This window comes from Photobacterium jeanii (assembly GCF_001650345.1).
Lineage (GTDB): Bacteria > Pseudomonadota > Gammaproteobacteria > Enterobacterales > Vibrionaceae > Photobacterium > Photobacterium jeanii.
This window is the reverse complement of the sequence record NZ_LVHF01000012.1, coordinates 670,701-694,394: the sequence shown is the minus strand read 5'-3', so window position 1 is coordinate 694,394 and position 23,694 is coordinate 670,701. Positions and strand designations below refer to the sequence as shown.

The following is a 23,694-nucleotide window of genomic DNA, read 5'->3' as shown; positions in this document are numbered from 1 at the left end:
GGTAGACAGGAGCAACAAATGGCAAACGCAAAAGAAATTCGCACCAAGATCAGCAGTGTTCAAAACACACAAAAGATCACCAGTGCAATGGAAATGGTTGCCGCGAGCAAAATGCGTAAGGTGCAAGACAACATGGAGTTGACTCGCCCTTATGCCGACAACATGCGCAAGGTGATCAGTCACCTTGTTTCTGGCTCGCTGGAATACAAGCATCCATATCTCGAAGAACGAGAAGTTAAGCGGGTTGCGTACATCATAATTTCTTCTGACCGAGGATTGTGTGGTGGTTTGAATAACAACCTGTTTAAAAAGGTGCTAGGTGAGATGCAAGAATGGCGAGACAAAGGGGTGGAAGTAGACACCACCTTGATTGGTTCGAAAGCCATTTCTTTCTTCCACCGCATAGGAAACGTTGTTGCTCAGACTTCGGGTCTGGGTGACAAACCCAAGTTGGAAGATGTGCTAGGCCCGGTGAAAGCCATGCTAGAGCACTACGACGAGGGTCGGATTGATCGCTTAAATCTGGTGTACAACGAATTCGTTAACACCATGGTGCAAAAGCCACAGATTGTGCAGTTACTGCCACGACCTGAGTTGGCACAAGCTGAACCAACCGAAAGTAACAAAAAAGCAGGCCGTTGGGACTACATCTATGAACAAGATCCCAAAGCATTGTTGAATGAATTAATGCTGCGCTATATCGAATCGCAAGTCTATCAGGGAACGGTAGAGAGCTGTGCGTGTGAACAAGCCGCGCGAATGGTGGCAATGAAAGCAGCAACCGACAATGCAGGCTCGCTGATTAACGATCTTCAGCTGGTGTACAACAAAGCCCGACAAGCTGCAATCACTCAAGAGTTGAGTGAAATTGTGGCGGGCGCTCAGGCTGTGTAAATGAATTTCCGAGGATAACAAATGAGTACGGGTAAAATTGTCAAAGTCATCGGCGCAGTCGTTGACGTTGAGTTTGACCAGAACAGTGTGCCACGTGTTTACGATGCGCTGAACATTATTGATGGCAATCACGCTTCACTAGTGCTGGAAGTACAGCAACAAATTGGTAGTGGTGTTGTACGTTGTATTGCAATGGGCTCATCAGACGGTTTACGTCGTGGCCTAACCGTTGAAAACACCGGTGAACCAATTTCAGTGCCAGTGGGTGAAGCAACACTGGGTCGTATCATGGATGTACTGGGTACGCCAATTGATGAGTGTGGTGAGATTGGCGAAGAAGTGAGTTACGCCATTCACCGTGAAGCGCCTTCGTATGAAGAGCAAGCCAATAGTACCGAGCTGTTGGAAACAGGCGTAAAAGTTATCGACCTGATTTGTCCATTCGCTAAAGGCGGTAAGATCGGTTTATTCGGTGGTGCGGGTGTGGGTAAGACCGTCAACATGATGGAGCTAATCAACAACATTGCAAAAGCACACTCAGGTCTGTCTGTATTTACTGGTGTAGGTGAGCGTACCCGTGAAGGTAACGACTTCTACTACGAAATGAAAGAAGCGGGTGTACTCGACAAAGTTGCCATGGTTTATGGTCAGATGAACGAGCCTCCAGGTAACCGTCTACGTGTGGCACTAACAGGTTTGACGATTGCAGAACGCTTCCGTGATGAAGGCCGTGATGTACTGTTGTTCATCGATAACATCTACCGTTACACCTTGGCGGGTACAGAAGTATCGGCACTACTTGGTCGTATGCCATCGGCGGTAGGTTATCAGCCTACATTGGCTGAAGAGATGGGTGTACTGCAAGAACGCATTACCTCGACGCGTAAAGGCTCGATCACTTCGATCCAAGCGGTATACGTACCTGCGGATGACTTGACGGATCCATCGCCAGCGACAACATTCGCTCACTTGGATGCGACTGTTGTACTGTCTCGTAACATTGCAGCGCTTGGTCTATATCCGGCGATTGACCCATTGGATTCGACTTCTCGTCAGCTTGACCCTTTGATCGTTGGTCCTGAGCATTATCAAGTAGCGCGTGGCGTGCAAACTGTATTGCAACGCTACAAAGAGCTGAAAGACATCATTGCCATTTTGGGTATGGATGAGCTGTCAGAAGAAGATAAACAAACCGTTGCTCGCGCTCGTAAGATTGAACGTTTCCTAACGCAACCTTATCACGTAGCGGAAGTGTTCACTGGTCAGCCAGGGGTGTTTGTGTCGTTGAATGAAACGATTCAAGGCTTCAAAGGACTGCTAAGCGGTGAGTATGACGATATCCCTGAGCAGGCGTTCCTGTACTGTGGTGGTATCGAAGAAGTAATTGAAAAAGCTAAGCAGATGTAAAGGGGATAGTTATGGCAATTGGCGTTACTCAGAATACGTTCCAGCTCAACATAGTGAGTGCCGAAGGCCCGCTGTTTTCTGGTCCAGCTCACGCGCTGGCGATTGCAGGCTTCGATGGCGAATTGGGTATTCGCCCGGGCCACTCTCCATTGCTAAGCCGGATCAAACCAGGTGTGGCGAGTTTCGTTACCGATATCAAGGATCCTGAAGAAATCCTTTATATCTCGGGGGGCATTGTTGAAGTACAACCTTCAGTAGTAACTGTGCTGGCAGATATTGCTATGCACGGGAAGGACATCGACAAAGCCCGCGCTGACGAAGCCCGCCGTGCAGCAGAAGAGAACATCGTCAAGCATGCAGATGATGTGAACTTTGCCCAAGCGCAAATGGATTTGGCAAAAGCAATGGCGCAACTTCGTGCCGTTGAATTGAGTCAGAAACAAATGCGTCGATAGACCGATATTGCAGTCTGGACACGGATTACCGACCGCTTGTCCAGATTGAAATACGGTTTCAGAAAAGCTAATTAAATTCCATTTCTTCCAGTTTTGCCCCGACCAGTACTGAGGTTGGGGCTTTTTTTTATCCTGCCCTTATTATTCATCTTCTGTAATTGCAGCTGTGTTAGCACGACTTTGATACGCCTTTGAGCTTGTTCTTGTTGTGATCGTGATAAGTCACTGATCTAATGATCTAACATTGTAACTTCACGTACACTCTATAAAGAGATCGATGAAGAAGATGAATCATGACTAAGCTAACTGTTTTTTACGATGGAACTTGCCCGTTATGCGCAAAAGAAATGGCTGCGCTCATAGCACGTGATGGCAAAGGGAAGATCAAAACCGTTGATATTTATAGTGATGAGTTTCAACTCTATCCGCAGATTGATGCCAGTGCCGCAAACACAGTGTTACACGCGTTAGATGAGAACAATCAATTGTTACTTGGCTTGGACGTAACCCATAAAGCGTGGCAATTAGTGGGAAAAGGTTGGCTCTATGCACCGCTTCGTTGGCGGTGGATCAAACCAATAGCTGACCGTTGTTACCTTTACTTTGCAAAAAATCGCTATTGTTTTTCATATTGGTTAACTGGGCAAGCGCGCTGTGATTCAAAGAGCTGTTCACGCTGATACCTTGAGAGTCGCCCTTCATCATTTCAATGAAGCTATATTTCTATAAAGCTATCGTCCAACGAGTGTAATTAATGGCGCTTCATTGCAGTGCGAAAGGCGGACGGTGTCACTTGTTTGTAGGCTTTAAACTGGCGATTAAAATTGGCTTGGTTATCGTAACCCACTCTTTGAATGATGATATTGATAGGCAGCTGGGTGTTAATGAGCAAATCACAGGCAACGTTGAGTCGAATTTTCTTTAAGTGCTGACTGAAGCTCTCGTTGTAGTGCTTTTGGAATAAACGACGAACACTGCTTTCACTGATATATAGATGGTTTGCCAGTTCCTGTACGGCAATTTCTCTTGCAAAGTGCTTCATTAAGAAAGCTTCAGCTTTTTCAATTCGCTCAACAATGACTTCATCTTCCGGTGCTGGTTCAAGAGCGTTAATTAGTTTCTGCGCATTTTTATCTTCTAACAGTAATGCCAGCATAGAGAGAAATTGAGTGAGTTGTTGATGCGGTGGTAAGTCGAGTACAGGTTCAAGTAACGCAACAGCTTTCTCGGCAGTATGAGATGAAAACTGAATGCCGTATTTGGCTTCTGATAGTAACTTTTTCAATGGTGCTAACTCATGGCAACAATTGATAAGTTGCTCAATCCAGTCTTGTCGAAACCAAATCACATGGGTTTCACAACTTGTGCTTTTCTGTTGTGAAGAGGAGTCATTGGAATAGATCGCATGAGGTAAGTCAGGGCCAATTAGCACCATGTGGTTGTGGCTAACATCATTTTGGCTATGACCAATAAAACAGCTGCCACTAAAATGACGATGAATAGCGATTTCGTATTCTTTGTGACGATGCCAACCATAACTCTTTTTTTCTTCAACGATTTTTCGGTAGCGCCATGATGCGCCAATACGTTGTGGCACCTTTTCTAAATTACCTTTCATACTTACGTCGTTTGCTTATGGTTGGCTCTTAGGTATTGAAATTATACCTAAACGAGTGCGTAAATGGTCTATTTGAGCGAAAAGTACTACATGTTGCGCGAAGGGTACTCATCCTATCTAATTGAAAAAATACACTAAAGGTGAACCAAGATTGGAGAGCCTTAATGAACCGATTAATACAACAACTACAACAGCTTATTGCCGTCAACCGCCAGCACTGGTTACCAGAATTGACTATCCGTTATGGGTTAAAGGGAGCAGACACTTGGCGCTTATATGGTTACGACTCCTACCAAGCGTACCAGCAGGATTTGGTGGAGGGAATGAAGAAGAACAGTCGTAAGCAATAATGACTCGCCCCAGATTGTCACTTGGGGCGAGACCTGAGAAGCATATGATGTGGGTGTTATAAGGAAGTAGTTAGTCAGTTAGAGTGGCAAACTCTTGCGCCGTCATACCGTAAAACAGGCGGTCATCGAAACCGTTTTCAAGTTTGTAGTAATCCTTCTGACGCCCTTCTTGGGTGAAACCACAGTTTTCCAAGGTGCGGTACGAGCCAATATTATTGGCGTAACAGTCAGCACTAACTTTATGAACCGCTAACGCTTTAAATGCGAGTTCTGTGAGTAAACGAGTAATGGCAGTCGCAATGCCTTTGCCCCACGCGTGTTCAGGAAGCTGATAACCAATTTCAACATTACCTTGTAAGAACATCACAGCAGACAGGCCACCCATACCCATGTAATCGCCTTGTTGGTTACGTACGATCAAGGTTGGGTTTTTTGGCCATTCGTTGTGAGCGATAGCCTCGGTTGTATTATCGATTATTGGCTGGAAAAAGCTTTGGTAAACCTCAACAGGGGCGGGGGCGAAGAAAAGAAATTCTGTCACCTTTGGATTGTCGAGCATAGTGATGATGTCGGCAAGATCGTCTGCTTTGATCAAGCTAATCGTGAGCTCGGGTGTCAAAGGAATTGCATTGCCGCGTTTTAGGCTGTCTATCGTTTCTGAGTTTAATAGCATGATATGTAAATCGTTTTTATATGTTGCCAAACAGTGTAACTGAAAGAATGGGTATGAAAAACGAGTTCACTAGGCTGAATAGCCAAAGAAAATCCCCTTGTGACAGGTATCACAAGGGGATGTGGAAATAAACGATAGGTAGTAGTTAGTCTTGAGTGAGACCAATGAGCGCTTCTTGCGTGCTTGTCATTGGTTCTGAAGATGAAGAATCTAGACCTAACTCTTTATGTGCTTCATCTGCTGTCATGCCAAGGTGACAGCGTAAGATATCAATTGCAACTTGGTATTTCTCTTGATCTGCCATTTTTCCTCCTTGATAGATCTTTCCCTGCGTCAGCGAATATTCAATAAGTTTGATAATGCGCGATTAGGTATGTTTCGACAATAGCCGACAATGTATAGCGACGCAATACGACTAAGGTCGTATGTTTGTAATTTATTACTATCCCAAAGAGGGATAAATCAGAATTGTGACTTAGCTAACATAGCGGCTGAATTGCGAGTGATTTATCGAATGTAGCGTAGTAATTCGCCATTATTCAGCTTTTATTCATTGTTTCATCAATAGATGAAGGATTAATGTTGTGGCATATAAAACTCTTTAGATACAATAGGCTATATGGTTTGCTAATGTGAATGTGTTATCAAGATAACTAAAAAGTAACAAATTGCGACTTTGACTTGTAATCACTTAGTTCGACCATACTATATAGACAAGAGTCAAAAACTAGGTACAACAAGGCTTGTATAGAGAGCCTAAAGGTAGAATTGGATTGCGTATTAGTAGTTTTAGCGTTAAATCTTTTTGCTGGCAAATGTTAGCGCGACGCAAATTACTAAGGTGGAGAGTGATCTCAGTTTCCTGCATATTTCCCCGCAGGTCGAAAGTTTGACGGAAAAGCTTGAAAGCTTCTTTTACTGGAGAATGGATAATATATGAAGCGAATTGCATTGTTTTTGGCAACTAACTTTGCCGTACTGATTGTATTCAGTATCGTATTAAATGTGATTTATGCTGTAACAGGTATGCAACCAGGCAGTCTTTCTGGCCTGCTAGTGATGGCTGCTTTATTTGGTTTCGGTGGTTCTTTGTTCTCGCTATTTATGTCGAAGTCGATGGCACTTCGTTCTGTAGGTGGCATGGTGATTGAACACCCACGTAACGAAACTGAGCACTGGTTAATGGAAACGGTATCTCGCCAAGCACAACAAGCGGGTATTGGTATGCCAACAGTAGCGGTTTACGAATCAGCAGACATTAATGCCTTTGCGACTGGTGCTAAGCGAGATGATTCGCTGGTGGCAGTATCAACTGGTTTGCTTCACAGCATGACGCGCGATGAAGCTGAAGCGGTACTGGCGCACGAAGTTAGTCACATTGCTAATGGCGATATGGTGACCATGACCTTGATGCAAGGTGTTGTGAATACTTTCGTTATCTTTGTTTCTCGCCTAGTCGCTGGTGTGATCAGCGGTGTGAACAATAATGACGAAGAAGGTGAAGGCGGCAGCTACATGACGTACTTCATTGTATCGAGCATCATGGAAATCCTATTTGGTTTCTTAGCAAGCATTCTAACTATGTGGTACAGCCGTCATCGTGAGTTTAAAGCCGATGCAGGTTCTGCTCACCTTGTGGGTAAGCAAAAGATGATTGCTGCGCTTGAGCGTTTAAAGATGAGCCACGAGCCTCAGCTTGAAGGTTCAATGATGGCTTTCGGTATCAACGGTAAGAAGACGCTTTCTGAGCTATTCATGACGCACCCACCGCTAGAGAAGCGTATCGATGCGCTACGCCGTGGTGAGCACCTGTAAGGTATCGTTCCGATAGCTGAACTCAGTTAATAGCTGGTAATACTGAAAACCCGTTAGTTTTGCTAACGGGTTTTTTTGTGCCTTTAGATTAAGCGTGACCAGTTAATTTTCCAGATTGGTATAGAGCTGAGCGACAGAGCATTCACACGTTAGTTAAGGCTAACCCGTCACTTATTCAAAGAGTGTTAATGCAGAATAAGCTTTTGGGTAATAACTTTCTGGTTAGTCAAAAATGAATAGAGAACATGATGTTGCTACGAGAGGTAAGGAAAGGGGGGGGGGGCTGCAGATAGTAAAAGAGCAAAGCCATTACAGCTTTGCTCCTTCGTTTTGCTAACAGTGTTTGTTATAAACAGCTGTGTGTGATTAGTTCATCACAGGTTCGGCAGCTTTGTTAGGGACAGATTGTGTTTTACGCATTGCGAATAGGCAGAATGCAAGGAACCAAAGACCGCTTGCCGCAACACCCATCCAAGTCGATTGCGTGTAGCCAATCGCTAGGTAACCTAACAGTGCACCAAACGCGACTGAACATGCGTAAGGAAGCTGAGTCAGTACGTGGTCCATGTGGTGACAACCTGCACCTGTTGCCGAAAGGATACTTGTGCTTGAGATTGGCGAGCTGTGGTCACCAAATACCGCGCCTGCCAGTACAGCAGAAAGCATAGGTAGTAGCAGAGCAATGTCACTTGCCGCAGCAATATCGCCCGCAAGTGGAAGCATGATACCGAACGTACCCCAGCTTGTACCTGTCGCAAATGCCATCGCACAAGAAAGGATAAACACAAGAGCAGGAAGTAGTTCTACTGGAAGGTTACCGTTAGACATAGACGCAAGGTAGATACCGGTTTGCATGTCACGTACTACGCCACCGATAGTCCAAGCAAAGAATAGGATCACGATAGCTGGCATCATCGCAGAGATACCTTGAGGTGCAGCTTTAATCCAAGTGCCTGCGCTCATTTTCAAACGCAGCGCTAGGGCAACAGAAACCACCAAGCTACAGATTGCACCGTAAACTAGCGATGAACCCACGTTAGTGTTTTCAAAAGAACCAATGATGCTAAATGCTTCACCTTTAGCAGCTAGTACAGCAGCGCCAGATTGCACCATGAAGAAAACAGTCGCGCCAGTAAGTGTCAAAATAGGCAGTACCATGTCGATCATGCCACCTTTAGCATCTTCTGGTACTTCAACATCTAAGCCAGCAGGCTTGCCACGAGATTCGTCCCATAGTTTACCTTCAAGCGCCCATGCTTCGTGCTTACGCATTGGACCGATATCCAGTTGGAATGCGATAACACTTAGCACCATAACTAGCGTAAACACGGCGTAAAGGTTCATTGGCATCATTTCAACAAAGGCTGAAATAGGGCTTTGGTCAGTTAGACCGTGTGCTGCCATAATGCCGCCAACCAGCGCGATAATGTAAGCACCCCAAGAAGAAATTGGCATTAGTACACATACAGGTGCAGCGGTTGAATCGAGTAAGTAGGCTAGTTTCGCGCGTGAAATCTTGAAACGGTCAGTAACTGGGCGACAGATCGCACCAACAGACAGGCTATGGAAAAAGTCGTCGATGAAAAAGATAAATACCATTAAGCCTGTAAGAGACTTAGCACTGCGGCGATCTTTACAACGTACCGCCGCCCAATCAGCAAACGCTTGGGTTGCGCCAGATGCGCTCATCAGGCTAATTAAAGCACCAAGCAGTAACATGAAAATAATCATGTTCATGTTGTCACCGTTTAGGGCACCGTCGGTCCAAACAATTGCAATGACTTTATTGGTAAGGTAATGAAGTGCTTCAAGAGGGGAGTATTGGTTAAGCATTAATGCGCCAGCAAAAATACCAGTACCAAGGGAGAGCAATACACGTCGCGTAGTTACGGCAAGAATTACCGCAATCATCGCGGGCACAACGGACATCAAAGAGTCCGAAAAATCAACAAGGTTCATGATCTCGTTTCACCTACAACTTTAAGGTGGAGATCTACCAAAAGGACGAGTAACTAAGAAAGCATGATAACGATGACTTGTTACCCCTTCAGGTAGCGCTCCATAGTAATAATCTATGGCAGTTCTGTACCTATTCGACACAGACCCAGCGACTGAGATTGATAGCAACAGTCACTTCGGCGCTGACTCCTTTCCCCGGCATCATCGGAATCACCCTCCGCTCGGATACTTTTAGGCAGCGCGCCTCTACTTTAGGGTTGGCAGGGCTCATTGTTGTAATGAACCGCTACAGGGATAGTATTATATATGGTTGAATAATTTAGTCATCTAATAATCCACTTTATTCATGGTGATAAATGAAATTTTTTATCGTCACGATTGAGTTAGGTTATGGATTTGTCACTTTTATTGGCAAGGGTAATAAAAAAGCCAGCGCTTATATGCTACTGGCTTGGTATTTTTACGTTAGGTCAATAATGCTTAACGTGATGGTGAATATTATGCAGTTGCCGCTTGTAGGCGAGCAACAGGCTTACAATTGATCGGTAAATGAAGCAGTGCCGCGCAGAAAGCAAGTACCACGGTTGACCACCAAATTGGTTCGTATGAACCGTAGAAGTCGTAGATACGACCACCGGCCCAAGCACCTAAGAAACTGCCTACTTGGTGAGTAAAGAATACCAATCCATATAAAGTCGATAGGTAGCGAGCCCCGAAAATTTGACGAACCAAGCCAGATGTAAGCGGAACAGTACCTAGCCAACAAAAACCAATAGCACCACCAAAGATTGCGGCTGTGCTTTCTGTTACAGGTAAGGTTACGAACGCCGCGATAACGACAGTACGAATAAGGTACAGCGCCGTCATTACATAACGCTTATCAAAACGGTCGCCCATCAAGCCCCAGAAGTAAGAGCCGAAGATGTTAAAGATACCAACGTAAGCCAAGGCCATTGCCGCCGTATTCCCAGGTAAGCCCTTATCTGCGAGATAACTTGGTAAGTGCGTTGCAATAAACATAACGTGGAAACCACACACGAAGAAGCCAGCATGGATCAACCAGTAGCCTTTGTGGCTGAAAGCTTCTTTAAGGGCTTCTTTTAATGTTTGTGTATCATCCGAAGCCACTTGTTGGTTACTTGGTTTTACTTTCATAAAGCTGGCAAAAGCAATCATCAAACAGCAAGCTGCTGCGAACCACTGCAAAGCGGTTTGCCAGTCGAAAGCAGTAAGTAATGCTTGGGCACCAGGAATAACAGCAAACATACCGAAAGAGCCCGCAGCCGTTGTAAGGCCGAAAGCTTTTGCTGTGTGCTCAGTTGGTACGACTTTAGCGATAGCGCCTAATACAATAACGTAGCTGGTCGCGCTTAAGCCTAATCCCACCAACATACCAATGGTTACGTAAAGCACACTAGGCTCAGTCGCTAGAGAAGTTAGGTATAAACCTAAGCCGTAAGCGATGGCGCCTAAAGTGATCACACGACGTGCGCCCCAACGGTCTGCAGCCATACCCACAAAAGGCTGAAACACACCAAACAGCAAGTTTTGTAATGCGATAGCAAAGCTAAAGAACTCACGACCGGTTTGGAATGTGTCTGAAATTGGCATCATGAAGATACCGAAAGATTGCCTGATCCCAAGGCTGAAAATTAATGTCCCTATACCCATCCATACTAAAAGTGGAAAACGAAAAATACTCATTAGTGATGCTCTGAATGTGAATCCGAATTTGATTGATGACAGCCAGCATGAACAGCATGTTGTGCCAGTGCATCGAGCAAAGGTTGACAGTGATGAACGCCAATAAGAGTTACGATGAGCAGCAACATCATTCGTGTTAACTGCGCAAAAAGTGATTGTGAAAACATCAATGCCTCATACGCTAAATTTTGCGAGCTGCGGAGTCTAATGAAACCGAAGTTATGAGACAAATGAATAAAACTCACAATAGCTATGCATAGTATGCATTTGGCTATTATGAAGCCAAACATTATGGCAGAGAGAAATTATTTCACTGCAGCTTAGCTTGATCTTATCAATGTAAGTGACTGAAATATTATGTTTTGTTCTTCGGAGTGAGTTGGCAAAAATCAGTTAGCGCCATCAATATCCAATTGGTTTAATAGCACCTGTTTATGTTGGTACTAACTGGTTGCTCGCTGTTGGTTTTCTGCTTTATTGATGGGAAGGAAAAACAAAATGTATGAATTTGAATCAGAACTGAAAGGGGATTTCTTTGAACCAAGTTGGGTAAAGGTTGGCTTATCCTTGTTTGGGGTATCTCTCTTATTTGGCTTTCTGCTTGGGATTGTAGAAGGGCTGATATTCGAAAATACTGATTCAGAACCAAGTTCATTGGGTATTTTAGCAACCCTATTACCTACCATGATTGTGGGCTATTTTTGTGGTTACCAAAAAGGTGCACTGATGCAATCAATTACGCGTTTGAAAGCGATTGGGTTGAGCTTTTTTATAAGCCTAATGCTGACCTTGCTATTAGTGATCTTTGTGATGGCTATGATGGGGGAAAGTATTACGCTAAGTGCTGAAGTGGTATTGATTGCTGGTGTGGCGATTATTTTTTCTGCTTTTATGTTTGCCGTTCAATATTTCGTCATGTGGAGTTTTGAAAAAGTGGGCAGCCGCACTCGAAAACTTAACGATGAAAAGAAAGCAAAATCGGTAGATAAAGTGAGTGCTTAGAAGCGGCAAGATATAGCTTACAAAATGTAAGCAAGTTTCATTATGGCAATTGAAAATCTTTGAACTGTATCTAGGCAGAAAGTAATAGGTGGTTTATTGCTAGTAACGCAGATTTATTTTAACAGGTAGTTTTTATTATTGGTGTATAGCTATGAATGTTAAAATTGGAAGCTCGGTTGGGATTGGTGGAGAAAATAATTATATAGATGTTGAAGTTGTTCAAACGGCTTTAAATCAGGTTATCAATCTTATTTCGCCTACAAAGCCTTTAAGAGTTGATCGCTCTTTAGGGCGAAACCCTGAAAAGTCTAAGACTGTTGCCGCAATGAAAGTTTTCCAAAAGAAAGTTGTAGGAATGGTGAGACCTGATGGTCGATTTGATCCTAATGGTCGAACAATGCGTGTTCTTCGAGAGAAGGTGAAACAAGAGGTTGCTCCAACAAAGAAACCAGAAGTAAAACCTTTAATAGACTTCCGCAACTTACAGTTTCCTCTCTCATTTATTCCCAAAGAGAGCTACAAAGTACACCCAAGACATTTTGGTTCAAATCGTAGCGGTGGTAAGCGTAAGCATGCAGGCTGTGATCTTTATGCACCTGAAGGTACACCTATTTACGCTATGGCGGATGGGGTGATCATTAAGTTTAGTTACTTTTATTACGGGACTTATGAATTGGTAGTTAAACATGGTACAGGAGTTATACGTTACGGTGAAGTTGCAACAGTATTACCGAATAAGCTGAAGGTTGGCTCTAAAGTTAAGAAAGGAGATCAAATAGCAAATGTTGGTCTGCTTCATTTTCCTAGTGGTAATACAATGTCGATGCTTCATTTGGAAATGTACTCAGGTAAAGAAACTGGAAATCTAACTGATAAGTCTGCAGGTGCAAATAAATACATGAGAAGGGCTGATCTTATTGACCCTACGACATATTTGGATCGTGCTGCGAAAGTATTAAAAGGGACGTTGGAATGAGATTTTTGATCTGTACAATATGTATATTTTTGTCATATGGATGTGCATCACAGCCTAAAGATGAGCGTTTAGCATTAGATGACAACAAGATTATTACTCGATTTAATGCTGCCATTAATTCTTTTGATTTTACTAGCGATGTTATTCTTTATAAGGGAAGGTTAACACAGAAAGAGAGTATTGTTTTTACACCTTGGAAAGATCTATATGGTGCTGAATATTGTGCACAATTACCAGAGGCTATAAACACAATCATTGTTGTTAATCGATCAAGTAATAGCGTGCACCATATAGAATCCTGTGGAGAGCTAGATGCTGCCGATATGATGATTTACGCGATTCCTTCGGCTGAAGTTGAAGCGTTAATACCAAATATAAAAGTTCATGCAAAGGAATCAATAAAGGTCCCTACAGAAGCAAGTGTTGATACGTACTTGATATGGAATGGTCAAAAGTATGTCTTTACTGGGCCTGATGAGACTGCATAATTTTCCTTTATTTGAGTTGTGACTTAGTGAGAGCGATATTTAGCCCCTATGCTGAATGCCTCTTTACCTGCTAATGACAAAGTGAGTTGGTTTTGTGATAAATCACTCACTTAAATAATTATGCGGATTGCGAATAACCTTAACTCTCATACAATAAATTTCACTATCATCACTAGAGTGGAATTTCCCATCAATGACTCTTGAACGACGTGCTGAGCTATTGCTGCTGTTTACTACTTTTTGTGCCGCAGCTGGCTGGATTTTTTCGAAATAAGTGATTCAAGGGCTTCCGCCATTTGGCTTTATGGGGCTACGCTTTTTGTGTGCCTCCCTCATCTTATTGCCTTTTTGTTTTCGCTTATTTAAGACAGTTGCGATTGGTGATTTACTGCGCTCAATGTTAGTGGGTTGCTTGCTAGGCGGGGCGTTATTAAGTTGGATTTACGCCATTTCAATTAGTGATACCTTAGCGGAAGGGGCATTTATTATGAGCCTTTCGGTGTTACTGGCTCCGCTGGTGGCATGGGGACTGTTTCGCTTACGACCAGTGCGGGAGTTTTGGTTATCACTACCATTTGCCATTGTTGGTTTGATGCTATTGTCGTTGGCACAAGGGTGGCAGGGATCGGTAAGCCAAGTGTGGTTTATGCTCGCGGCTTTGTTTTTGGCACTGCATTTTAATTTTAATAGTCGCTTTGCTCAGCGTGTTCCTGTTTTGGTGCTGACTTGCGTTCAGTTATTCGTTACTGGCGTTATGGGGCTAGTGCTTTCAATACTGGTGGAAGTATGGTCTGAAGAAATCCCTATCGCTATTTGGGGATGGTTTGCGATGAGCGTGTTGTTCGCCACGAGTTTGCGCTATTTAACCCAGACAATGGGACAACAGCGTGTCACCGCCGCCAATGCAGCAATTATTATGATCCTTGAACCTATCTGGACTGTTGTGCTGAGTGTGTTGTGGTATCAAGAGCCGATGCCTGCACAAAAAATACTTGGCTGTGCCTGTATCTTATTTTCGTTGTTACTTTATCGCGGTTTAACCAACCCTCGTATCCGAGCTTTTATTCAGCGTAGTGCCTAATCGCTTACTTCTGTCTTGTCTTAGGTTGCTGTAATGATTTCACCTCGGGTAGACGAAGATCATCGGGATCATCAAGGCTGGATTTGATCTTGGCGTATTCATTTTCAATGGTATGTAAAATCCGAACGAAAGGTTGGTTCTCTACTTTTAAGCTAGTCTGGAAAGGTTGCGAGTAAAGCAAAATAGCATACATTACTATGCCAATGGCCATGCCATAACTGGCAATATAACAGGCACTGATTTTTGTTTGTTTAAAGTAACTGATTGGTAGTAGAGCCAGAAAGTAGAGCGCAATAAGCAATTCCCAAAACAGCGGTGGTAAATCATCGTCGTAATCAACGAGCCGTTGCATTCGTAAGCGGTCAATCTCATCTAGCAACTGGTCGATTTCTCTGACCGTTTCAGTAATGGCTGGTGATGTCGGCATATCGTCCAACAAGCGCCGTAGGTCATATAGAGCTAAATCCGCCGTTAAATTGCTGGCTAATGGCTCTTTTGTTATCCAGTCTTCTTCGAGTACGGCATACACATAGTTCGCCAAGGTCGCGACGCTTGCCAGTGCATTTTCAGCTGGTAGCTCTTCACTGAGATCTTCTAAAACAAGTGAAATCACAACCGCTTCTTGGTCGATAGATTCACTAAGCTCATTGTATTCTGAAAAAACAGTATTGAAGGCAAGGGCTAAGATGAGCGCCTGAAGCGCACCTAATCGAGTTGATAGGTTGGCGCAAAGCTGGGCATTTTCATCGGTACGGGCAGGATGTACGAGGTGATGAAGTAGGGTGGTAAACAGGACGGCTGTTAGCCCTGATACTGAAAGCACTACTAAGATAGCAACAAAGATAGGGAGTGTTTCAATCACCATAGCAAATGCCTGAATAGGTTTTGGTAATAAAGTATAGGTGATAGGGCTCGCGCAGTGACTTTCGAATTATAAGGGCCAAAGTCGTTACTTTTAGTGAATGCGGGTTACAGTGTCACGTATGGGTTGGTGGAAGAAAAATAATTGGAAAAAGGCTGAACAAAAAAAAGCGGCGCTTATCTGACTTTGAAGGAAGTCGATAAGTCGCCGCGGTAAATGTGGATCCCTATTGCTAGGTTATTTTTATTGGAATTTGTGGTTATTCAGTAATGGTTATTGCGCTGCCATTAACGTATCGCTAATGTCCAAACCGTAGATGATGGTTAAACCAATCACGCCGGTAATAACTAGGTAGTAGAAGGTTGGGATAACCGTCTTACGCAGTGTTGCACCTTCACGTCCAAGTAAGCCAACTGTCGCAGAAGCGGCGACCACATTGTGGATGGCAATCATGTTACCCGCTGCAGCACCGACAGCTTGCAAGGCAACAACCGCAGCACTTGAAATGCTTAGTGTTTGCGCAACTTCAAACTGGAATTGGCTGAACATCATGTTTGAAACCGTGTTTGAGCCAGCGATGAACGCCCCTAGCGCACCGATTGTCGCGCTGAGTGCTGGGAAGAAATCACCAACCAAGTTTGATGCAAAGTTTGCTGTGGTCACTGGCATACTTGCTAAGTCAGCACCGTTAACACCTGAGTTAATGAAAATACGAACCATAGGGATAGTGAAGATAAGTACAAAACCTGCACCTACTAGGGTTTTACTCGACTCGCCAAAAGCTTTAGCAAGAGGCGTTAGCTGACGCGATTGTAGTAGTACTGCAAGTAATGCTACGAATACTAGAATACCGCCCGGTAGATAAAGAGGTTGGATTGCAGCGCTGATACCTGTTTCACCAAGGATGTTGCTAAATGATAGGCTTACATCGGTTAGCATGCCTTTGAAGTCTTTGCTTACACGGCTAGCAACAAGGATTACAGCAAGAAGAACATAAGGTGCCCACGCTAGAGCCAAGCTCATTGACTTACCTTGTGTCTCTTTAATATCCATTTTTAGTGAGCCAAGCCATTCTTGTGGCCACTTATCTTCGCTCTCAAAATCCCACTTAGATTTTGGTACTAGGAAGCCTTTTTTAGCCGCAGTAACTACAATTGCCAGACCAACCAAGCCGCCAATCAAAGATGGGAACTCAGGACCAAGTAGTGCACCTGTTAGTGCGTAAGGTACTGTGAAAGCAACACCTGCAAATAGGGCAAATGGCAGAATATCTAAACCTTCAGTCCAGCTCTTATTTTTACCAAAGAAGCGCGTCAGCATCATCGCCATGAGTACTGGCATTAATGTTCCCACCGTTGCGTGGATAAGGGCAACGTTAGTGGTGATTTGCTGAAGATATACATCCCATGTTGAACCGTTAGCGACTAAAGATTCGGTAATGTTGTGGGTATCTAAGCCTTTGTTTACACCAACGATAATAGGCGTACCTACCGCACCGAATGACACAGGTGTTGATTGGATCATCATTCCCATTAATACCGCCGCCATAGCAGGGAAGCCAATCGCGACAAGTAACGGAGCCGCGATAGCTGCTGGCGTACCGAACCCTGATGCCCCTTCAATGAACGAACCAAAACACCATGCAATGATGATGGCTTGGACACGGCGGTCGGTTGATATATCCGTAAAGCCGTTACGAATAGTGGTGATAGCTCCGGTGTGTTTCAAAGTGTTAAGTAAGAAGATGGCACCGAAGACAATCCACAATACCGCAACAGTGATCATCAAGCCTTGAAAGCTTGAAGCCAGCACACGGTTAACAGACATATCCCACCCGAAGAGGGCGATGATAACTGTTAAACCAAATGCCACGGGCATGGCGCGTTTCGCTGGCCAGTTAAGGCCAACTAGTAAGACAGCGGCGACCACTATCGGGGAAAAGGCGAGTAAAGCTAACAGGGTCTCATTCATTGGACTACTTCCTTCGTACAGCTGTGTCGTTTCAACGTTAGATCAATATTATTGTTTGTTTGTAGCAAATTTGTAAATCGAGTGTGACGGTACTCCTTTCATTTTTCTTGATATAGGGAAATAATGAAAAAGATTAATTCCAAAAGTTGATAAATCATGGTTAAGACAGACGATTTAATTTTATTCGCACAGGTGGTAGAGCTAGGGTCATTTAGTCGGGTGGCAGAGCAAAATTCTCTTACTAACTCTGTGGTTAGCAAGCGTATCGCGCGGTTAGAAGAGAGCTTAGGTGTACAGTTGTTGTACCGTACCACCCGGAAATTAACGGTAAGTGAAGCCGGAAAAGTGCTTTATCAAGGTGCAAAAAATGTGAAGCAGGCAACAGTCGAAGCGGTGGATGCGTTATCAGGATTTGGCGAAAAAGTAACAGGTCACGTGAGAATGTCGGTGCCAACTATATCTGGCGATCTGCTATTGGCTGATGCTGTGGCTGATTTTTGTATGCAGCATCCGGGCATGACAGTAGATATGTCGCTTGATAATCACTTTGTCGATTTGGTTGCGGAAGGGTACGACTTGGTGATCCGTACAGGCTATCTTGAAGACTCCAGCTTAATTGCTCGTCATATTCTCGACTCGCAATGGGTTATTTGTGCTGCGCCTTCTTATGTTAGTCGTAATGGTAAGCCGCATTTTCCAGAAGATCTCGCAAGCCATAACTGCTTAAAGTACGCCTATCAAACCACGGGGGCTTCCGAGTGGGAGTTTAAAGGCGAGAAAGGCAACTACATTGTGCGTGTTAACGGTAACTTTTCTACCAATAATGCAGCGGCATTGCGTAAAGCTGCGTTGGGAGGGCATGGTATTGCTTACGTACCAAGGTGCTTGGTGTACCATGATTTGATGCGTGGTGACTTAATGGATTTGTTTCCCAAGCAGGTAGGGAAAAGACTCGGCGTTTATGCGGTGTATCCCTTTACGCGTCAGCCGCCCCAGAAAATTCGTTTGCTGATTGAGCATATTCGCGAACGCTACTTGGCTATCAGTCACTACTTTTGATGACGGTAGAATGGTTTGTTATTGCGAGAAGTTGCTAGGAATACGCCAGCCGCGAGAAGCTGGCGTATTGTGGTAAATCATTCTTTGTCTTCAAATAAGACGGCATTGAAATCTGCTTGTTTGGTTTCGTTGAAACGGTCTTGATAGCAAACACGTTCACCTGAATCGCAATACACTTTGTTGCTAAAGGAATAATGAAGTGGGTCGAAATTGTCGCTACCAACTTCATCTATCATCTTGAGCATCTTCTCTTGAGATTCTTCACCTAAATACATTTTTGTGAATTCCATTGATATTCCAAAGCTATCAACACAAAAACCTGCCTTTTGATCACAGATGATCCCGTGCTCGGGTGCGAAAATGCCGTCTGCGAGAACCTTACCTTGTGGTTTAGGGCTATTTGCAGAAACGATACAAGCGGTAAAAGTGGTAAGCATTAAAATTGAAAGGTTGATGAGTTTCATATAACTGCCTTACTGCTAATGATAAAGCTGAACGTATGACTATTAAGCTTATCTTAGTTTCGATTTTCTGTGAGGTTCGTTGCGGTAAGGTCGCGCAGAGTAGATATAAAAAAGTTGTGAGAAGGAAACGCCATGAACTGGTATCTTCATGTTTTAAAAAATTATGCTGTCTTTAAAGGCAGAGCACGTCGTAAAGAATACTGGTTCTTTATCCTTATAAGCTTCATTGTTGCTTTTGTGTTGTCGTTTGCAGATCAAGCATTGAACACGCCCGGGGCATCGGAAGGTTCAGGTTTGTTGGGGGCAATTTATTCGCTAGCAGTGTTATTCCCAACTATTGCTGTGGGTGTAAGGCGTTTGCATGACACAGGCAGAACGGGTTGGTGGATGTTAATTGTGTTGCTGCCAATTATTGGTGCGTTAGTGTTGCTGTACTTCTTTGTGCTAGATAGCCAATCAGGTAGCAATGAGTACGGTGATAACCCGAAAGAAGGCCAGATCGAATTTGAATAACTGACGGAGTCGGTCTTGCTATTTGAATCCAAAAGTGAAAGTTAAAATGAAAGGCAGATGCACATGCATCTGCCTTGTTCGTTTATAAATCTAGTGAAACTTATGCGTAAGCTTCTGCTAGCTTTTCAACTGTTTCAACATAGGTTTGCATAGCCGTGTCTGCGTCCATGCCTTTTAGTTTTTCCCATGCTTCGTATTTAGCTGCGCCTTTAAAATCAAACATGCCAGGGCGTTTGCCATGTACATCACCGTCAGTTGCTTGCTTGTACAGTGAGTACAGCTTTAATAGCTCATCGTTTGATGGACGTTGAGTCAGTTTTTTTACATCCTTTTGCGCTTGTTCAAAGTTCGCTTGTAAATCTGCCATGATTAGCTTTTCCTTATTGCAATTGTGTCTTTGAGATTGGCCTGCTGGGCTGATACCTCACCAATTTGAGCATCTTGGTTTATGAAGGCGCAGCAGGCGCGGTTGTATAACTGTTACTGTTTGCGATTACAGGTAAATGCCGCGAAGCAGCGCAGAGACAGCAATCATTTCAGCGGACGATGCTTTCTCTGTTGATTTCTCTTTACCTTGGTCGCTGTCTTTTGAATCAGGGAACATGCGGAAACTGCTGTTCATAATGATTTCAGCCAGTTTAGGGAACAGTGCATGGATCACCTGACCAAAGATGCCAAGATTAGTCGCGATGCGTTTGGGCTTATCAATAATTGCTGTTGCAACGAGATCTGCGGCTTCCTCCGGTTTTAAGGTTGGAACCGACTGGTAAATCTTGGTTGGCGCAATCATTGGTGTGGCTACCAATGGCATGTTGATGGTGGTGAAATTCACATTTAAGTCAGAATATTCAGCCGCTGCACAACGTGTAAAGGCATCGAGTGCTGCTTTTGAAGCAACGTATGCCGAGAAACGCGGCGCATTAGTCAGTACACCGATAGATGAAATATTAATGACGTGACCACCACCTTGTGCTTCCATACTTGGTAGTAAACCCAAAGTTAACTTCAGTGCACCAAAGTAGTTCAGTTGCATGGTACGCTCGAAGTCGTGGAAACGGTCGATAGAGTTGGCAATCGAGCGGCGAATTGAGCGGCCTGCGTTGTTGATCAAAATATCGACGCGACCGTGAATTTCTAGAATATCAGCCGTTAAGCGCTCAACATCAGCAGTATTGGATAGGTCACACTGGTAGGTATGCGCTATACCGCCAAGCTCTTCAACTTGAGCACGAGTTTCCGCCAGCTTTTCTTCATCACGGGCAACCAAAATCATCTCAGCACCTTTTTCTGCCAACTTAAATGCGGTTGCTTGACCAATACCTGAGCTAGCGCCAGTGATCAAAATGATCTTACCTGCGACACGGCCTTGTAAACTGCGATCACCTGAAATTTCAGGATCAAGGTGACGTTCCCAATAATCCCAAATAGCAGGCGCATAGTGAGGTAGACGAGGACATTCGATCCCTGAACCTTTAAGCGCTTTTTGGGTTTCGCGGCAGTCGAATTCAGTAGGGTAAGTAAAGAACTGCAAAACGGCTGGTGGAATGCCTAAGTCTTTCATGGTGACATCGGCAATCTGCTTGATTGTCGGTAATGCCATGATAGCTTGCTTAACTTGGTTTGGAACCAGACCAAATAACCGCGCATCAAAACGTAGCGCCATGCGAGGAGCATGACCTGCTTCAGAGAAAATGTTGAGAACTTCACCTGAGCGGTATGGTTTTGGATCCGTAATGTGGAAGCAATTGCCATCCAATTCAGATTTATGAGCAATGTGGTCTACCGCATCAACAACGTAGTCCACAGGTACAATATTGAGGCGACCACCTTCTAAACCAATCGTTGGCATCCATGCTGGCAGTACGCCGCGGATACGTTGGATCATTTTGAAGAAGTAGTAAGGGCCATCAACACGATCAGCTACCCCTGTTTTTGAATCACCAACGACCATACCAGGGCGGTAAACACGGAACGGAATTTTGCAGTTTTCACGCACTGTGCGTTCTGCTTGGTGCTTCGTTGAGAAGTAAGGGTGATCGAGGTTTTCCGCTTCATCGAACATATCTTCACGGAAGTGACCATCGTACAAACCTGCAGCCGCAATTGAACTGATATGATGGAAACAACCCGCAGTTAGAAGCTCGGCAGCATCCATTGCGTTTTGCGTGCCCATCACATTCACAGCTTGTTGCTCTTCAGCACCAGCACTGAGATCGTAAATTGCCGCTAGGTGGAAAAAGTGATCGATTTTGCCTTTTAAGTTCGCGATATCTTGCTCAGCAATACCCAATTTTTCTTGGGTTAAATCACCGAATACAGCTTGGATGCGTCCTTCCTCAACACCGTTTTCTTGCTGCCAAGTTGCAAGACGTTGTTGAGCATTTTTATTGCGGCAAAGAACATATATGGTCCCGTCACGTTTCAACAGGCGATGAATAAGGTTTCGTCCTAGAAAACCCGTTCCACCGGTAAGAAAATATGCCATTTGCTCTCCTTAAAATTCACAGCTGATAAATGTATTCCTTTTCGATATATAAGTTACACTGGTCAGAGCTCTTGTCTTTACATAAATTCAAAATTTATTAAACAGATCACTATTTAAATTTGTTTCATATTGCATTTTCAAATTTGCACCAAGATAAAGCAGACTTTGATCAAAAAGGCACTACACTTTATTTAATATTATTTGAAAACTTTCATCGTTGGCTGGCGCTTATATGGATGGAGATTAAGAATGTTCGATTACATTATTGTGGGGGCGGGTTCAGCGGGTTGTACATTAGCGAACCGATTATCGGAAGATCCTCTCACTAAGGTTTGTTTAATTGAAGCCGGCCCGAAAGATAGCAGTATTTTTGTGCATGTGCCTTTAGGTTTAATTGGGATGATGCACTCGAAAAAAATGAATTGGCGTTATTACACCGAACCTGAATCTGAATTAAATAATCGACGTTTATTTTGGCCTCGAGGTAAAACCTTGGGGGGCAGTAGTGCTTCTAATGCCATGTGTTATATACGTGGACATGCTTGGGATTACGATCATTGGGCAAGTTTAGGGAACCAAGGTTGGAGTTACCACGAAGTGCTTCCGTACTTTAAAAAAGCACAAAATCAGGTGCGTGGTGAAGATACCTATCATGGTGTTGGTGGGCCGTTGAACGTCGATGATCTACGTGTAACAAATCCACTTTCTATGGCATTTATCGCCGCCTCAAAACAAGCCGGACATGAGTACAACGCTGACTTCAATGGTGTGAAGCAAGAAGGGGTCGGTTATTACCAAGTAACGCAAGTAAATGGACAGCGCTGTAGTACCGCCGTGGGGTATTTACGACCGAGTGAGCAACGCTCGAATTTAACGGTGATCACAGATGCGTTAACAACTAAGGTTTTGTTTAGTGGCAAAAAAGCGGTAGGTATTGAATACGAACAAAATGGTCATCGCCAACAAATTACGGCTAAGAAAGAAGTGATTTTAAGTGGTGGTGCTATCAATAGCCCTCAACTGCTGATGTTGTCTGGTATCGGTGATAAAGATGAGTTAGCTCAGCATGGCATTGAGTGTGTTCATCATTTGCCAGGGGTTGGTAAAAACCTTCAAGATCATTTAGATAGCTTAGTTGTTACCAGAGAGAAAACCTTTCACTCTGTTGGCTTTTCACCTGTCGCGATGTTAAGGGCGGTCAAAGGTGTTGTTGATTACTGGTTGTTCCGTAAGGGCAATTTTACCACCAATATTGCAGAAGCTGGTGGCTTTGCCAAGACGTCGCCAGAGCTTGATGAGCCTGATGTTCAGTTCCATTTTTCACCTTGTTTTCTAGATAATCATGGCCTTAATTTATGGCAAACCGTGCGCCATGGTTACTCACTCCATGCTTGTAATCTTCGTCCGAAAAGCCGTGGTAAATTGAGTTTACTGAGTAACGATCCTCATCAACCCGTTAAAATTGAAGCTGGGTATCTGACGGACCCTGACGATATTGAAGTGATGGTTAAAGGGATAAAGCTATCACGTAAAATATTGGCGCAACCCGCTTTTGATCGGTATCGCGGTAAAGAAGTTTTTCCTGGCGAAGAAGTACAAACCGACGATGAACTGCGCGCCTTTATTCGCCGTAAAGCAGAGTCCATTTATCACCCTGTTGGTACCTGCAAAATGGGAAGCGATCCACAAGCTGTGGTGAGTAATCAATTACAAGTTCACGGTGTAGAAGGGTTACGAGTCGTTGATGCCTCAATTATGCCCACCCTTGTTGGTGGAAATACGAATGCACCAACAATTATGATTGCAGAAAAAGCGGCGAGCTATATTTTACTTCCAAAAGATCCAAAAAAAGAGAATAATGAGCAACTCGTTAATACTGCTTTGTAAATATTTAACGATGCCGACTATTTAATGTTTA

At 43.9% G+C, this 23,694-nt stretch carries 22 protein-coding genes, 1 pseudogene and 1 riboswitch; of the genes and pseudogenes, 13 read left to right on the top strand and 10 right to left on the bottom strand.

The genetic code is table 11. The features are described from left to right. Window positions 1–18 precede the first annotated feature (18 nt). The 4 genes from atpG to A3K86_RS04490 all read left to right on the top strand — a co-directional run bounded on the left by atpG (window position 19) and on the right by A3K86_RS04490 (window position 3,436). The gene (gene atpG / locus A3K86_RS04505; protein WP_068328325.1) at window positions 19–894 is read left to right on the top strand and encodes a F0F1 ATP synthase subunit gamma; all 876 of its coding nucleotides are present in this window, start codon (window positions 19–21) and stop codon (window positions 892–894) included. A 21-nt stretch (window positions 895–915) separates the two neighbouring features. Next, window positions 916–2,301 carry a F0F1 ATP synthase subunit beta gene (gene atpD / locus A3K86_RS04500; protein WP_068328322.1) on the top strand — a complete coding sequence of 462 codons (1,386 nt, stop codon included), beginning with the start codon at window positions 916–918 and terminating at the stop codon, window positions 2,299–2,301. Window positions 2,302–2,312: 11 nt separating this feature from the next. Next, window positions 2,313–2,756, top strand: a complete 444-nt coding sequence (locus tag A3K86_RS04495; RefSeq protein WP_068328319.1) for a F0F1 ATP synthase subunit epsilon — start codon at window positions 2,313–2,315, stop codon at window positions 2,754–2,756. Window positions 2,757–3,049: 293 nt separating this feature from the next. Then, window positions 3,050–3,436, top strand: a complete 387-nt coding sequence (locus A3K86_RS04490) for a thiol-disulfide oxidoreductase DCC family protein (RefSeq protein WP_068328306.1) — start codon at window positions 3,050–3,052, stop codon at window positions 3,434–3,436. Between the two features lie 71 nt (window positions 3,437–3,507). On the opposite strand, the gene A3K86_RS04485 is transcribed toward A3K86_RS04490, so the two are convergent. After that, a complete protein-coding gene (locus A3K86_RS04485) occupies window positions 3,508–4,374 on the bottom strand; it encodes a helix-turn-helix transcriptional regulator (RefSeq protein WP_068328304.1) in 867 nt (288 codons plus the stop codon). Window positions 4,375–4,538: 164 nt separating this feature from the next. Here A3K86_RS04485 and A3K86_RS04480 point away from each other — a divergent pair, with 164 nt between their 5' ends. After that, window positions 4,539–4,724 (top strand): hypothetical protein, encoded by a 186-nt coding sequence (locus A3K86_RS04480; protein ID WP_068328302.1) that lies wholly within the window; start codon window positions 4,539–4,541, stop codon window positions 4,722–4,724. A 70-nt stretch (window positions 4,725–4,794) separates the two neighbouring features. On the opposite strand, the gene A3K86_RS04475 is transcribed toward A3K86_RS04480, so the two are convergent. Beyond that, window positions 4,795–5,397 carry a GNAT family N-acetyltransferase gene (locus A3K86_RS04475; RefSeq protein WP_068328300.1) on the bottom strand — a complete coding sequence of 201 codons (603 nt, stop codon included), beginning with the start codon at window positions 5,395–5,397 and terminating at the stop codon, window positions 4,795–4,797. A 145-nt stretch (window positions 5,398–5,542) separates the two neighbouring features. Beyond that, entirely contained in the window at window positions 5,543–5,701 is a 159-nt protein-coding gene (locus tag A3K86_RS22805) for a hypothetical protein (RefSeq protein ID WP_162844293.1), read from the bottom strand. Window positions 5,702–6,333: 632 nt separating this feature from the next. Between A3K86_RS22805 and htpX the strand changes: the two genes are divergently transcribed. After that, window positions 6,334–7,212, top strand: a complete 879-nt coding sequence (htpX, locus tag A3K86_RS04470; protein WP_068328297.1) for a protease HtpX — start codon at window positions 6,334–6,336, stop codon at window positions 7,210–7,212. A gap of 366 nt (window positions 7,213–7,578) precedes the next feature. Here htpX and A3K86_RS04465 read toward each other — a convergent pair whose 3' ends face one another. Then, window positions 7,579–9,171, bottom strand: a complete 1,593-nt coding sequence (locus tag A3K86_RS04465; protein ID WP_068328294.1) for a Na+/H+ antiporter NhaC family protein — start codon at window positions 9,169–9,171, stop codon at window positions 7,579–7,581. 85 nt (window positions 9,172–9,256) lie between these two features. Then, a riboswitch (Lysine riboswitch) is annotated at window positions 9,257–9,428 on the bottom strand. Window positions 9,429–9,669: 241 nt separating this feature from the next. Beyond that, window positions 9,670–10,875 (bottom strand): MFS transporter, encoded by a 1,206-nt coding sequence (locus A3K86_RS04460; RefSeq protein ID WP_068328291.1) that lies wholly within the window; start codon window positions 10,873–10,875, stop codon window positions 9,670–9,672. A 498-nt stretch (window positions 10,876–11,373) separates the two neighbouring features. Between A3K86_RS04460 and A3K86_RS04455 the strand changes: the two genes are divergently transcribed. The 4 genes and pseudogenes from A3K86_RS04455 (at window position 11,374) to A3K86_RS04440 (ending at window position 14,422) form a co-directional block, all read left to right on the top strand. Beyond that, window positions 11,374–11,877 (top strand): ABZJ_00895 family protein, encoded by a 504-nt coding sequence (locus A3K86_RS04455; RefSeq protein ID WP_068328287.1) that lies wholly within the window; start codon window positions 11,374–11,376, stop codon window positions 11,875–11,877. A 151-nt stretch (window positions 11,878–12,028) separates the two neighbouring features. Beyond that, window positions 12,029–12,853: a M23 family metallopeptidase gene (locus tag A3K86_RS22625; RefSeq protein ID WP_068328284.1), complete on the top strand. Its 825-nt coding sequence runs from the start codon at window positions 12,029–12,031 to the stop codon at window positions 12,851–12,853. Beyond that, window positions 12,850–13,341, top strand: a complete 492-nt coding sequence (locus tag A3K86_RS04445) for a hypothetical protein (protein WP_068328281.1) — start codon at window positions 12,850–12,852, stop codon at window positions 13,339–13,341. Before A3K86_RS22625 ends, A3K86_RS04445 begins: the two co-directional genes overlap by 4 nt. 193 nt (window positions 13,342–13,534) lie before the next feature. After that, a pseudogene (locus tag A3K86_RS04440) lies at window positions 13,535–14,422 on the top strand (DMT family transporter). Between the two features lie 4 nt (window positions 14,423–14,426). Here the strand turns inward: A3K86_RS04440 and A3K86_RS04435 are convergent. Together A3K86_RS04435 and A3K86_RS04430 are read right to left on the bottom strand one after the other, a co-directional pair. Next, on the bottom strand, window positions 14,427–15,287 hold the full coding sequence (locus tag A3K86_RS04435) for a bestrophin-like domain (RefSeq protein WP_068328277.1): 861 nt from the start codon (window positions 15,285–15,287) through the stop codon (window positions 14,427–14,429). Window positions 15,288–15,557: 270 nt separating this feature from the next. After that, window positions 15,558–17,255, bottom strand: coding sequence for an L-lactate permease (locus A3K86_RS04430; RefSeq protein WP_068328273.1), 1,698 nt, complete (start codon window positions 17,253–17,255; stop codon window positions 15,558–15,560). A gap of 156 nt (window positions 17,256–17,411) precedes the next feature. Between A3K86_RS04430 and A3K86_RS04425 the strand changes: the two genes are divergently transcribed. After that, entirely contained in the window at window positions 17,412–18,314 is a 903-nt protein-coding gene (locus A3K86_RS04425) for a LysR family transcriptional regulator (protein ID WP_068328270.1), read from the top strand. Between the two features lie 77 nt (window positions 18,315–18,391). Here the strand turns inward: A3K86_RS04425 and A3K86_RS04420 are convergent, their stop codons facing one another. Then, window positions 18,392–18,778: a YcgJ family protein gene (locus A3K86_RS04420; protein WP_232321905.1), complete on the bottom strand. Its 387-nt coding sequence runs from the start codon at window positions 18,776–18,778 to the stop codon at window positions 18,392–18,394. 132 nt (window positions 18,779–18,910) lie between these two features. Here A3K86_RS04420 and A3K86_RS04415 point away from each other — a divergent pair, with 132 nt between their 5' ends. Next, a complete protein-coding gene (locus A3K86_RS04415; RefSeq protein WP_068328267.1) occupies window positions 18,911–19,291 on the top strand; it encodes a DUF805 domain-containing protein in 381 nt (126 codons plus the stop codon). 100 nt (window positions 19,292–19,391) lie between these two features. On the opposite strand, the gene A3K86_RS04410 is transcribed toward A3K86_RS04415, so the two are convergent. Then, window positions 19,392–19,658 (bottom strand): acyl-CoA-binding protein, encoded by a 267-nt coding sequence (locus A3K86_RS04410; RefSeq protein ID WP_068328262.1) that lies wholly within the window; start codon window positions 19,656–19,658, stop codon window positions 19,392–19,394. A 126-nt stretch (window positions 19,659–19,784) separates the two neighbouring features. Beyond that, entirely contained in the window at window positions 19,785–21,776 is a 1,992-nt protein-coding gene (locus tag A3K86_RS04405) for an SDR family oxidoreductase (RefSeq protein ID WP_068328257.1), read from the bottom strand. 249 nt (window positions 21,777–22,025) lie between these two features. On the opposite strand from A3K86_RS04405, the gene A3K86_RS04400 reads away from it, so the two are divergent. Continuing rightward, a complete protein-coding gene (locus A3K86_RS04400) occupies window positions 22,026–23,663 on the top strand; it encodes a GMC family oxidoreductase (RefSeq protein ID WP_068328254.1) in 1,638 nt (545 codons plus the stop codon). Window positions 23,664–23,694 lie beyond the last annotated feature (31 nt).